Source organism: Paenibacillus protaetiae (genome assembly GCF_004135365.1).
GTDB classification, from domain to species: Bacteria; Bacillota; Bacilli; order Paenibacillales; family Paenibacillaceae; genus Paenibacillus_AP; species Paenibacillus_AP protaetiae.
The window spans coordinates 3,004,349-3,016,208 of record NZ_CP035492.1; the positions used below are offsets into that span (position 1 = coordinate 3,004,349).

General features: G+C 51.5%; 11 protein-coding genes and 1 tRNA gene. 2 read left to right on the forward strand and 10 right to left on the reverse strand.

The window, feature by feature from the left end; genetic code table 11:
• Positions 1 to 15: 15 nt before the first annotated feature.
• From gpmI to ET464_RS13845, 5 genes are all read right to left on the reverse strand, one after another.
• Positions 16 to 1,548, reverse strand: a complete 1,533-nt coding sequence (gpmI, locus tag ET464_RS13825) for a 2,3-bisphosphoglycerate-independent phosphoglycerate mutase (RefSeq protein ID WP_129441812.1) — start codon at positions 1,546 to 1,548, stop codon at positions 16 to 18.
• Positions 1,549 to 1,551: 3 nt separating this feature from the next.
• The gene (tpiA, locus tag ET464_RS13830) at positions 1,552 to 2,304 is read right to left on the reverse strand and encodes a triose-phosphate isomerase (protein WP_129441814.1); all 753 of its coding nucleotides are present in this window, start codon (positions 2,302 to 2,304) and stop codon (positions 1,552 to 1,554) included.
• Positions 2,305 to 2,386: 82 nt separating this feature from the next.
• Positions 2,387 to 3,568 carry a phosphoglycerate kinase gene (locus tag ET464_RS13835; protein WP_129441816.1) on the reverse strand — a complete coding sequence of 394 codons (1,182 nt, stop codon included), beginning with the start codon at positions 3,566 to 3,568 and terminating at the stop codon, positions 2,387 to 2,389.
• Positions 3,569 to 3,752: 184 nt separating this feature from the next.
• Positions 3,753 to 4,757, reverse strand: a complete 1,005-nt coding sequence (gene gap / locus ET464_RS13840) for a type I glyceraldehyde-3-phosphate dehydrogenase (protein WP_129441819.1) — start codon at positions 4,755 to 4,757, stop codon at positions 3,753 to 3,755.
• A gap of 89 nt (positions 4,758 to 4,846) precedes the next feature.
• The gene (locus tag ET464_RS13845; RefSeq protein ID WP_129444404.1) at positions 4,847 to 5,896 is read right to left on the reverse strand and encodes a sugar-binding transcriptional regulator; all 1,050 of its coding nucleotides are present in this window, start codon (positions 5,894 to 5,896) and stop codon (positions 4,847 to 4,849) included.
• Positions 5,897 to 6,118: 222 nt separating this feature from the next.
• On the opposite strand from ET464_RS13845, the gene ET464_RS13850 reads away from it, so the two are divergent.
• A tRNA-Arg gene (locus ET464_RS13850) sits at positions 6,119 to 6,193 on the forward strand.
• A 426-nt stretch (positions 6,194 to 6,619) separates the two neighbouring features.
• Positions 6,620 to 7,204 carry an ATP-dependent Clp endopeptidase proteolytic subunit ClpP gene (gene clpP / locus ET464_RS13855; protein ID WP_208543950.1) on the forward strand — a complete coding sequence of 195 codons (585 nt, stop codon included), beginning with the start codon at positions 6,620 to 6,622 and terminating at the stop codon, positions 7,202 to 7,204.
• 203 nt (positions 7,205 to 7,407) lie between these two features.
• Here the strand turns inward: clpP and ET464_RS13860 are convergent, their stop codons facing one another.
• From ET464_RS13860 to ET464_RS13880, 5 genes are all read right to left on the reverse strand, one after another.
• Positions 7,408 to 7,677, reverse strand: a complete 270-nt coding sequence (locus ET464_RS13860; RefSeq protein WP_129444406.1) for an HPr family phosphocarrier protein — start codon at positions 7,675 to 7,677, stop codon at positions 7,408 to 7,410.
• Positions 7,678 to 7,869: 192 nt separating this feature from the next.
• Positions 7,870 to 8,799 (reverse strand): DNA-binding protein WhiA, encoded by a 930-nt coding sequence (gene whiA, locus ET464_RS13865; RefSeq protein WP_129441823.1) that lies wholly within the window; start codon positions 8,797 to 8,799, stop codon positions 7,870 to 7,872.
• Positions 8,800 to 8,802: 3 nt separating this feature from the next.
• Positions 8,803 to 9,792, reverse strand: coding sequence for a gluconeogenesis factor YvcK family protein (locus ET464_RS13870; RefSeq protein WP_129441825.1), 990 nt, complete (start codon positions 9,790 to 9,792; stop codon positions 8,803 to 8,805).
• A gap of 12 nt (positions 9,793 to 9,804) precedes the next feature.
• Positions 9,805 to 10,692, reverse strand: a complete 888-nt coding sequence (gene rapZ, locus ET464_RS13875) for an RNase adapter RapZ (RefSeq protein WP_129444408.1) — start codon at positions 10,690 to 10,692, stop codon at positions 9,805 to 9,807.
• Positions 10,693 to 10,743: 51 nt separating this feature from the next.
• Positions 10,744 to 11,694 carry an ROK family glucokinase gene (locus ET464_RS13880; protein WP_129441827.1) on the reverse strand — a complete coding sequence of 317 codons (951 nt, stop codon included), beginning with the start codon at positions 11,692 to 11,694 and terminating at the stop codon, positions 10,744 to 10,746.
• Positions 11,695 to 11,860 lie beyond the last annotated feature (166 nt).

An 11,860-nucleotide genomic window follows, 5' to 3' on the forward strand; every position in this document is an offset into this window, starting at 1 on the left:
TAGTGGGACAGCTTCTTATTTGATCAAAGAAGTACCTGTCATTTCAGCCGGCTTAGCCAGCTCCATCAGGTCGAGGACCGTTGGCGCCAGGTCAGCCAGTATGCCGCCTTCACGCAGCGTGACGCCTTGTTTCGTTACGATAACCGGAACCGGGTTCGTCGTATGCGCCGTAAACGGACGGCCTTGCTCGTCGATCACCATATCGGCGTTGCCATGGTCAGCGGTAATAATGCAGACGCCGCCTTTGGCGAGCACCGCTTCTACCACTTTGCCCAGACACTCGTCCGTTGCTTCAACCGCTTTGATCGTTGGCTCCAGCATGCCGGAGTGGCCAACCATATCCGGGTTCGCAAAGTTCAGGATAATCGCATCTTGCCGGTCTGCTTCGATTTCGGCTACAGCCGCCGCCGCTACCTCGTAGGCGCTCATCTCCGGCTGCAGGTCATAAGTCGCGACCTTCGGCGAGTTGATCAGAATACGGGTTTCGCCCGGAAGCTCTACGTCGCGGCCGCCGCTGAAGAAAAACGTGACATGCGGATATTTTTCCGTTTCCGCGATGCGCAGCTGCTTTTTGCCGTTTTGCACCAGCACTTCGCCGAGCGTATTGTCCAAGTTTTTAGGAGAATACGCTACATATCCGCCAACCGTTTCGCTGAACAGCGTCAAGCAGACAAAATACAAATGTTTTGGCGCTTTATCGCCGCGGTCGAAACCGCGGAAATCTTCGTTTGTGAACACTTGGCCAAGCTGAATCGCGCGGTCCGGACGGAAGTTGAAGAAAATAACAGCATCCTCCGACTCCACAAGGCCAACCGGCTTGCCGTCTTCGCCTGTAATAACGGTTGGCATAACGAATTCATCATAAACGGATTTCTCGTAGGATTCAACTACCGCCTTGATCGGATCGGTATATTGCGGGCCTTCGCCGTAAACCATGGCGCGGTACGATTTTTCCGTACGTTCCCACCGTTTGTCGCGGTCCATCGCATAATAACGGCCTTGAACCGTTGCGATTTGGCCGACGCCAACCTCCTCAATTTTCGCCTGCAGCTGCTCCAGGTAGCCTTTTGCGCTGTCCGGCGCCACGTCGCGGCCGTCCAGGAAGGCATGGATATATACATCTGTCAGCCCTTCCCGCTTTGCCAGCTCCAACAGCGCGAACAGATGGTCAATATGGCTGTGCACGCCGCCGTCGGACAGCAGGCCGTACAGGTGCAGCTTCTTGTTGTTGGCCTTCACATGGTTCACAGCGCCAAGCAGCGTTTCGTTGCCGAAAAACTCTTCATCGCGGATCGACTTGCTGATGCGGGTCAAATCCTGATAAACAATGCGTCCTGCGCCGATGTTCAAGTGGCCGACCTCGGAGTTGCCCATTTGGCCCTCCGGCAAGCCTACCGCTTCACCGGAAGCCGTCAGCGTCGAGTTCGGGTAGGTGGCCATGTAACGGTCGTAATTCGGCTTTTTCGCTTGTGCAACCGCATTGCCGGTTACATCATTACGAAGGCCAAATCCGTCCAAAATAATTAATGCTACTGGTTTTGGTGCCATATACTATTTCGCTCCCTCAACAAGCGCAATATAGGATGCCGGCTCCAGGCTCGCTCCGCCTACAAGCGCACCGTCGATGTCCGCTTCTCCCATATATTCCGCTACATTGTTTGGTTTTACGCTCCCGCCGTATTGGATACGAACCGCTTCAGCCGTAGCTTCGCCATAAAGGCCCGCTACAATTCCGCGGATGTAGCCGATCACGTCCTGAGCGTCAGCCGCCGTCGACGATTTGCCCGTGCCGATCGCCCAGATCGGCTCGTATGCAATGACCACTTCGGCAGCCTGCGCGGCGCTTAAGCCTTCAAACGCAGCTTCCGTCTGCCCTTTGCAGACGTCCTTCGTTTGGCCCGCCTCCCGTTCCTCCAGCTTTTCGCCGACGCAAACGATAGGGGTAAGGCCATGCTTAAACGCAGCGTGAATTTTTTTGTTCACGATGGCGTCCGATTCCGCAAAATAAGCGCGGCGTTCGGAATGCCCGATAATGACATATTTCACGCCCAGTTCCTTCAGCATAACGCCGCTGATTTCGCCTGTGTACGCGCCATTGTCCTCGTAATGCAAATTTTGAGCTCCGATGGCGATAGAGGTGCCTTTCGCCGCTTGCACAAGTGCCGGAAGGGCCGTAAACGGAGCGCAAATGACGCTCTCCACGCCTTCCACTTCCGCTTTGCCTTTTACTTCGGTGAAGAACGATTCCGCTTCGGAAACGGTTTTAAACATTTTCCAGTTTCCCGCAATGATTGGTTTTCTCAAAGCAATCCCTCCAAAAGATCGGTCCTAAGTTTCTCCATCGCCATCCAAAGCTTTATTTTTCTATTTTTTTGTCTGTTGGTGCTTATTTGTCGTTGAGCGCAACAACGCCTGGAAGCGCCTTGCCTTCCATAAATTCAAGCGAAGCGCCGCCGCCTGTGGAAATATGGTCCATTTTGTCGGCCAGGCCAAATTTCTCAGCCGCCGCCGCGGAGTCGCCGCCGCCGATGACGGTGTAGCCTGCTGTCTCGGCGCATGCGCGCGCTACAGCTTGCGTGCCGTGCGAGAACGGCTCGATTTCGAATACGCCCATTGGCCCGTTCCAGACGACCAGTTTGGATTTTCGGATTACGTCCGCGTACAGCTCGCGCGTTTTCGGACCGATGTCGATGCCTTCCCATTCAGCTGGAATGCCGTCTACGTCGACTGCTTTCGTATTTGCATCTTTGCTGAAGTCGTCGGCTACGATAATGTCGACCGGAATAAGGAAGTTTTTGCCGAGATCTTTCGCTTTCTGAATAAAGCTGAGAGCCAGGTCAAGCTTCTCGTTGTCGACCAGCGATTTGCCGATTTCATATCCTTGCGCTTTGAAGAACGTATAGGACAAGCCGCCGCCGATGATGATGTTGTCGGCAATCTCGATCATTTTGTTGATAACGTCGATTTTGTCTTTTACTTTCGAACCGCCTACGATAGCGGTGAAAGGGCGTTCCGGATTGTTCAGCGCTTTGCCGAGCACATCCAGCTCTTTCTCCATCAGAAGGCCGGACACAGCCGGCAAGTAATGCGCGATGCCTTCCGTCGACGCATGCGCACGGTGAGCGGCGCCAAACGCGTCGTTGACGTACAGGTCGGCCAGCTCGGCAAAAGCTTTCGCCAGCTCCGGATCGTTTTTCTCTTCGCCCGCATAGAAGCGCACGTTCTCAAGCAGCAGGACGTCGCCGTTTTGCAATGCGGCTACTTGCGCTTTCACCGCATCGCCAATCGCTTCGTTTGCTTTCGCAACCGGCTGGCCGAGCAGTTCGGACAAACGCTCTGCAGCAGGCGTCAGGCGAAGCTCTTCTACAACCGCACCTTTTGGACGGCCAAGATGGCTGGCAAGAATCACTTTTGCGCCTTTTTCCGTCAAATATTTGATTGTCGGAAGCGTTTCGCGAATACGCGTATCATCCGTAATTTTACCATTTTCGAGCGGTACATTAAAATCGACGCGGACAAATACCCGTTTGCCGGATACTTCTACGTCACGGACGCTTTTTTTATTCATCGTGAATCCCCCTAATCGGTTATGGTCATCAGTCGCATCAAGCGCGTGCAAAAGGGCGTTCCTGTGGAGGAACGCCCTTTTGCGTAAAAAGGCATTAAACGGCTTTCGCGTTACACGCAACCGGTCACAACCCCGCGAAAGCTCGCTTATTACGTTCCAAGTGCCAAGCTGCTTTCAGCCGGTCTTACAGACCTTTGCTTGCGATATAAGCGGCAAGGTCAACAACGCGATTCGAGTAGCCCCACTCGTTGTCGTACCAGGAAACGACTTTCACCATGTTGCCTTCAACAACCATCGTCGACAAGGAGTCGATTGTCGAGGAAGCTGGGTCGCCGTTGTAGTCGCTCGATACAAGCGGCTCTTCGGAGAAGTTCAAGATGCCTTTCAGCGGGCCTTCGGAAGCGGCTTTCAGCGCTGCGTTCACTTCGTCAACCGTTACGTTTACTTTCAGTTCGGCAACGAGGTCCGTTACGGAAACGTTTTTCGTAGGAACACGCATCGACATACCGTTCAGCTTGCCTTTCAGCTCAGGCAGTACAAGGCCTACCGCTTTTGCAGCGCCAGTTGTCGAAGGGATGATGTTTTCTGCAGCAGCGCGGGCGCGGCGCAGATCTTTGTGAGGCAGGTCAAGCACTTGCTGGTCGTTCGTGTACGAGTGAACCGTCGTCATCATGCCTTTTACGATACCGAACTTGTCGTTCAGCACTTTCGCGAAAGGAGCGAGACAGTTCGTGGTGCAGGAAGCGTTCGAAATAACCGTGTGGCTTGCTGCATCGTATTTGTCTTCGTTAACGCCCATAACGATCGTGATGTCTTCGTTAGTAGCAGGAGCGGAAATGATAACTTTTTTCGCGCCGCCTTTCAGGTGAAGCTCGGCTTTTTCTTTCGCTGTGAAAATACCTGTCGATTCTACAACGATTTCAACGCCGTATTGCGCCCAAGGAAGGTTCTCAGGGTTGCGTTCTGCAAACACTTTGATTTCGCGGCCGTTCACAACGAGCGCGCCTTCTTTTGCTTCTACTGTAGCGTCCAGTCTGCCGTGCGTTGTGTCGTATTTGAGCAGGTGAGCCAGCGTGTTTGTGTCCGTCAAGTCGTTGACTGCAACAACTTCTACTTCAGGGTTGTTCAGAGCAGCGCGGAATACGTTGCGGCCGATACGTCCAAAACCATTGATACCAACTTTAACCATTGTGAGTTGCCTCCTAAATGTCTTTTATGATGAAAAATATATTTCAAGACAGGACACGGCTGACAGGTGTGCAGACCCGGCGTGCCCCGTCAAGATAGCTTGTGCTGCTCTTCCTCTTCGATAAAGGCGATAATATCATGCGCGGCGGCTTCATCCGTCACCAGCACATCATCGTGGCCAAACCGCATGATGGCGGTAATAGCTTCCGCTTTGCTTTTGCCGCCGGCTACACCGATAACAACCTCAGTGTTCACAATATCCTCCAGGTGTAATCCTACCGTCTGATTTTTGTGGACAACCGAACCGTTTTTATCAAAATAAAAGCCAAACGCTTCAGCGAGCGCGCCTTCCTGCGCCATTTCCTCAATTTCCTTCTCATCCAGCTTCCGGCGTCTTGCCATGACGGCAGCTTCGCCAATCCCGTGCACCACGATCCGGGCGCTGCGGATGACCTTTACCATTTCGCGGATGGTCGGCTCCTGCATAATCGAAGCAAAAGCTTCTTCGCCTAAATGGTCCGGCACATGAAGCAGCCGGTAATGCGCCCCCGTCCGTTTCGCCATGGTGGAAGCAAGCGTATTCGCCTGATAATCCAAGCTTTCGCCTAGCCCTCCTCGGGCCGGTACGAACAGATTGGTTTTCAGCGGCGCCGGCGCGGTCAACTGATTCGCGACTTGCGCAAGCGTCGAACCGCCGGTAATGGCGACTACGTCGTTTGGCCTGAGCATCTTGCCCAGCACCTGGCTTCCCGCCTTGCCAAGCTCGCGTTTCGTTTGCGGTGAAATGTCGGAATCTCCCGCTACAACGATCACTTGCTTCAGCTTAAAATGCGCGCGGATTTTTTCTTCCAGCTGGTTAAGGCCGATAAGCGACTTATAAAATGGCTCCAGCTTCTCCAGCAATTCCTTGCCTGCTTCGCTGATCCGCATGCCGTTTGGGTAAATCTCTAGCAAGCCCTGCGACTTCAGCAGGTCCGTCTCTGCACGCAATACCCTTTCGGTCATTCCGAGTGTTGAGGCAAGCGCGCGGCGGCCAATCAGATCGGAGAGCATAACCTGATGCAAAATGGAGTAGCGTTTCGACATGACATCCAACAGATCGGGCAGAAGCTGCTGCTGCAGTTCAATGATCTGATGCATCTTTTTTTCATTCACTCCAGTTGGACTGAACCCCAATTGTATAGGACGTTTTACGTCCCGCGGTAACATTTTAAGTCCCACAATTATCTTAACCAAAATGAACCTGTTGTGCAACCTATTGAAAACGCTTGCCGACATTTTTCATACAAAAATATTTTTTTGAATCGCCGCTTGCAATTCGGCACACCGAGATATATAATAAATCTTGCTTTTGTTTTTTATGCGCCCGTGGTCCAATGGATATGACGTAGGCCTCCGGAGCCTGAGATCTAGGTTCGATTCCTAGCGGGCGCGCCATTTGATATGAACTGACAGCCTCTGCTTCTGCGCAGAGGCTTTTTTCATGCCTGTTTCCCGCTGCGGTCCGGCTGCTGCGGATGTCCAGCCGCAGCAGCCGGGCGTTCGCACCCTTGCACTACTATGGAAAAGGACGGCTCCTGCTCTTTGCTGCCTATCGTCAGCGTTACGCTGATATGCTCTGCTTTAAGGCCACCTGAGCCTTGTCCGCCTCGAACTGGACAGTGTAACCCAGCGCTTCTCCGAGGCTTCACTCCTTAAATTTAACTTTTGCACATAATGACCATAATACCTCTAAAAAATCGGAAGTGCGGCACTCATTTTCTTTTGTTTGACTTTCTTTGACTTTTGTTGTCCAATTCGTTAGAATGGGTACATTAGCAATAAAATTAACCGTTTCCGAATGAGGAGGGAATTGTAATGGATATGAACTTTGTCCCCATGGTTATTGAGCAAAACAATCGAGGCGAACGTGCCTATGACATCTACTCCCGTCTGTTGAAGGACCGGATTATTTTCCTCGGCACCGGCGTGAATGACGTTGTTGCGAACTCGATTATCGCACAAATGCTGTTCCTGGCGGCTGACGATCCGGAGAAGGACATCTCCCTTTACATTAACAGCCCCGGCGGTTCCATCACGGCGGGAATGGCCATCTACGATACAATGCAATACATTAAACCGGATGTGTCGACGATTTGCGTAGGCATGGCCGCTTCGATGGGCGCGTTCCTGCTGACGGCAGGCGCCAAAGGCAAACGTTACGCATTGCCGAACAGCGAAGTGATGATTCACCAGCCGCTGGGCGGAGCCGAAGGCCAAGCAAGCGACATCGAAATCCGGGCGCGCCGCATTCTGAAAATGCGCGACAAGTTAAACGGCATTCTAGCTGAACGTTCGGGACAGCCGCTTGACCGGATCGAACGGGATACGGACCGCGATTATTTCATGAGCGCTCATGAAGCGGTTGAATACGGCCTGATCGATAAAGTGATCGACAAAGTCCAATAAACCAAAAACCGGCCCCATTATTGCAGCTGCTGCAATAATGGGGCCGGTTTTTGGTTTAGACGAAACATCGGCTTGGCTAGGGTTCCCCTTGGCTGCGCCAAACGCCAAGGCTCTTATCGGGTAACGTTAAGAGCCCCACCAAAAAAAGCTCCACAACGGAGCTTTTGGTCAACGTGCTTTATGGTGACGCAAAGAAAAACGAGTTATTGGTTCTCGAGCTCTTCTTTGCTGACAAGTGCAACTAAAGCGTTTACAGCCTGTTCCGCGTCCGAACCTTCCGCACTTATATATACTTCAGTTCCGGAGCTAATCGCCAGGCTCATAATGCCCATGATCGATTTAGCGTTTACTTTTTTATCGTCTTTCTCCACAAAAACTTCTGAGGAAAATTTATTCGCTTCTTGAACGAATAGCGCAGCTGGTCTTGCGTGAAGACCTGTTTTCAACCGAACGACAACCGGTAGTCTTGCCATGGAATTACCCCCTATATCATAATCAACCTGCTTCATGTATTGGTGCTGGACCGGTACGACTCTCGACCTTCGATGCGCCTCCGATCGTTCCGTAGGCAAAGCTGTACAGCTCCACAAAAACGCATATTGCAAAGAAGTCGATTCCCCACATTATTATATCATTATACAATCGGATGCACTAGCCAAAAAAGTCTATCCGTTCCTTAATTTTTCCGCAAGTTCATCAATTTTTCGCAATCGGTGATTCACACCGGATTTGCTCACTTTCATTTTTAGCATTTCCCCAACCTCTTTTAAATTCATGTCGGGATGCTGCAGCCGGATTTGGGCGACTTCCTTCAGCTTCTCAGGCAAATTGTCCAGTCCGACCTCGCGTTCAAGCAGCTTTATATTTTCGATTTGGCGCACGGCAGCACCTATCGTTTTATTCAAATTCGCGGTTTCACAGTTCACGATCCGGTTGACCGAGTTCCGCATGTCGCGCATAATCCGAACATCCTCGAATTTGAATAAAGCCTGGTGAGCGCCAATGATATTCAACAGTTCGATAATTTTTTCGCCTTCCTTGATGTAGAAAACGAAACCTTTTTTACGCTCGATGCAGCGCGCATTCAGATCAAACTTATTGGCCAGTTCCACCAGCGCGCCGCAATGTTCCTCATACATCGACGAAATTTCGAGATGGTAAGAGGAGCCTTCCGGATTGTTCACCGAGCCGCCCGCCAAAAAAGCGCCGCGGAGATACGACCGTTTACAGCATGGCTTACGGATAATTTCTTTATCAATACCGTCTTGAAAAATAAAACCTTCCGATACGATCCTCAAGTCGCTTAAAATTTCCTGTACCTTGGTAGGAATACGGACAATGTAAACATTATTTTTTTTCAGACGCATTTTTTTACGGACCAGCAATTCGGTATGAACGTTAAATATCCGTTTCACCAGCGAATAAATGCGTCTGGCGATCGCTGCGTTTTCAGTGGATATATCCAATACGACCTTGCGGCTGGATAAGCTGACAGAACCGTTCATACGAATAAGGGCGGACAATTCGGCTTTTTCGCAGCAAGCATCCGCTTCGATGAGCGTCAGTTCTTTTTTAGTTTGCGCCGCAAACGACATGGTTCATCCCCTCTTTCGCAACATCCAATTCTCTACTAATTTATAAATATGATGGCTTAACCGTTCGGCATCATGCCGGAGATACGTCCGGAACAAAACCAGCTTGTCGGCGATGACATGGCATCCCCGTTTATTAATTTCTTCAAAGTCCAGCGTTACTTCATGCGCGCCTTTTTCACCGTATTTGCTTTTAACCTCCGGCGGTATTTCGCCGTCGTTCACGATGACATAGTCAAACAGCTGATGCCCGATATGCCGTTCAATGGCATCCATATGGTCGCTGACCGAATAATCATCCGTTTCGCCTGGCTGCGTCATCACATTGCATACAAACAGCTTCACCGCGGCCGATTCAATAATCGCCTCGGCAAGCTTCGGCACAAGCAAATTCGGAATAATGCTGGTGTACAAGCTTCCCGGTCCAATCAGTATCGCATCAGCCTGCCGGATCGCCTCCACCGCTTCCGGAAGCGGCTCTACATGAGCCGGGTCAATAAACACTCTGCGGATCGATTTGCCCGCTTTTGGGATTAAAGACTCACCAACAACGATGGAGCCATCCTCCATCTCCGCTTTCAATACGATGGCTTCTCCTGCCGCAGGCAGCACTCTTCCCCGCACTGCAAGCACTTTGCTAAGCTCTTTGATGCCCGTGACAAAATCGCCGGCGATGTCGGTCATCGCGGCAAGCATCAGGTTGCCCAGACTGTGCCCGGCAAGGCCGGAGCCATTATTGAACCGGTACTGCAAGAGGCCGGTCAGCAGCGGCTCCACATCTGCAAGCGCCATCAGCACGTTGCGGATATCGCCCGGCGGCGGCATTTGCAGCTCATTGCGAAGAATGCCCGAGCTGCCGCCGTCATCGGCTACCGTTACAATGGCCGTTATATCCAGCGGTTTCTCCTTGAGACCCCGCAGCATAACGGACAACCCCGTTCCTCCGCCAATGACGACGATTTTCGGACGATCCTTCATTTTTTGCCTATTGTCCATTTTCTCACCCCGTTAATGCTTGTCGCGGTCGGCATCTCGATGAGTCACCCTGACGCGTTCGGTGTCGCTGCTGCCAAGCATACGGCCCAAATATTCCGAAATGGCGACGGAACGGTGTTTGCCCCCCGTACAGCCTATGCCGATTACAACTTGGCTCTTGCCTTCCTTGTGGTATAACGGAATGAGAAATTGCAGCATATCGAGCAGTTTGGTAAGAAACTGCTGGGTTTCCGGCCATTTCATCACATAATCGTATACATCGGGATTTTGGCCGGTATGAGGCCTCAGCTGGTCGATATAATGCGGGTTCGGCAAAAACCGCACATCATAAATCAGATCGGCGTCAATCGGTATGCCATACTTAAAGCCAAAGGAGATGACATTCACCGACATGGCATTCTGCTCTACATTGACAAAACGCGATATAATTTGCTCTTTCAAATGCGCCGGCTTCAGCGTGCTTGTATCAATGACCAGGGAAGCGGAGCCTTTCAGATCCTGGAGCATGCGGCGCTCCAGCTCTATGCCTTCCAGCGGCATGCCGTCCGGAGCAAGCGGATGCCGCCTCCTGCTCTCCTTGTACCGCTGCACAAGCACATCGTCGCGCGCATCCAGAAAGACGATTTCGCAGCTGATCGTAGAATGATTTTGGATAAAATGTAACGATTCCGATAAAGCGGTAAAAAATTCGCGGCCGCGCAAGTCGATTACGAGGGCGATCTTGCCAATTTTGCCGTTCGACTGCTCAATTAGTTCCGCGAATTTGGGAATTAGCACCGGCGGTAAATTATCCACGCAGAAGAAGCCTAAATCTTCAAGGCTTTGCACGGCAATCGTTTTGCCCGCACCCGACATGCCCGTAATAATGACCAGCTTTGCCGTTGCTCCTGTCGTATCCATGTGCTCCTCCTTCTCCGCTTCTCCGCTCGTCAAATGATGCATGGAGATGCCCTAAGCTCTCAAAATCAAGCCTGCAGCACCAACTACACCAGCGTCGTTGCCAAGCGTAGCGGCTACAATCTTCACATTTTCTTTTGCTTCGTTTTGGGTATACTTCTCATAGACCTCGCGAATTTGCGCAAACAGGAATTCGCCGGCTTTCGATACGCCGCCGCCGATAATAAAGCATTCCGGGTTCAGCACGACGGACAGAAGCGCCATCGAGCGGCCCAAATAATAAGCAGCGCGGCTAACGATACGCGCCGCAACCTCGTCGCCTTCTTTAGCTGCGTCAATCACGTCTTTTGCCATAATATTTTCAACGGAAACAAGCGTTGTACGGTCGCCGCGAGCGACAGCGTCTTTCGCCATTTTGATAATGCCGGTTGCCGAAGACACGGTCTCGAGGCATCCCATTTTGCCGCAGCCGCATTGGATCGCTTCCAGATCCGGAACGATTGCGATATGGCCAAGCTCGCCGGCCATGCCTGCAAAACCTTCGACGATTTTGCCGTTTATAATGACGCCGCCGCCAACACCGGTGCCCAGCGTGTAGCATACGCAGTTGTCGATGCCTTTGCCGGCTCCCGCCCATGCTTCACCAAGCGCAGCTACGTTGGCATCGTTGTTGACAAGCACTTTAACTTGAAGCTTGTCTTCCAGATAGCTCTTCAAGTTTACGTTTTGGATTTTCAAGTTTGGAGCAAATTTCACAATCCCGTTCGGAATATCAAGGAAGCCGGCTACGCCTACGCCTACCCCGGCAACTTGTTCCCACTCATACGGAGACTCTGTTACGATGTCCCTTGCATATTGTGCAATATTATGAAGAATCGTGTCCGTGCCCTTGCTTGTTTCGGTTGGTCCTTCGTACGTTTGGAGGAGATCCCCGTCAGCATTGCATATCCCCACTTTAATTGTGGTTCCGCCAACATCGACTCCAACATAAATGTTCTGAGACATCAATTGTCCACCTCTTAACTGTAATGTTCACTGTTTTCACTATAATTGAAGGCCCCTTCTTCGGTCAAGACAACTCCCCTGCGCCAAAATGCCGTCATTATGCATCGCAGCCGGCATTTCGATAAGCGGAGCCAAGCGCTATAGAAGAATGAAGCCGGGCTTTCAA

Coding starts and splice junctions, on each gene's coding strand:
- gpmI (WP_129441812.1), bottom strand. CDS start 1,548: ATGGCACCAAAACCAGTAGCATTAATTATTTTGGACGGATTTGGCCTT.
- ET464_RS13835 (WP_129441816.1), bottom strand. CDS start 3,568: ATGAATAAAAAAAGCGTCCGTGACGTAGAAGTATCCGGCAAACGGGTA.
- gap (WP_129441819.1), bottom strand. CDS start 4,757: ATGGTTAAAGTTGGTATCAATGGTTTTGGACGTATCGGCCGCAACGTA.
- ET464_RS13845 (WP_129444404.1), bottom strand. CDS start 5,896: ATGCATCAGATCATTGAACTGCAGCAGCAGCTTCTGCCCGATCTGTTG.
- clpP (WP_208543950.1), top strand. CDS start 6,620: ATGAACTTTGTCCCCATGGTTATTGAGCAAAACAATCGAGGCGAACGT.
- ET464_RS13860 (WP_129444406.1), bottom strand. CDS start 7,677: ATGGCAAGACTACCGGTTGTCGTTCGGTTGAAAACAGGTCTTCACGCA.
- whiA (WP_129441823.1), bottom strand. CDS start 8,799: ATGTCGTTTGCGGCGCAAACTAAAAAAGAACTGACGCTCATCGAAGCG.
- ET464_RS13870 (WP_129441825.1), bottom strand. CDS start 9,792: ATGGACAATAGGCAAAAAATGAAGGATCGTCCGAAAATCGTCGTCATT.
- rapZ (WP_129444408.1), bottom strand. CDS start 10,692: ATGGATACGACAGGAGCAACGGCAAAGCTGGTCATTATTACGGGCATG.
- ET464_RS13880 (WP_129441827.1), bottom strand. CDS start 11,694: ATGTCTCAGAACATTTATGTTGGAGTCGATGTTGGCGGAACCACAATT.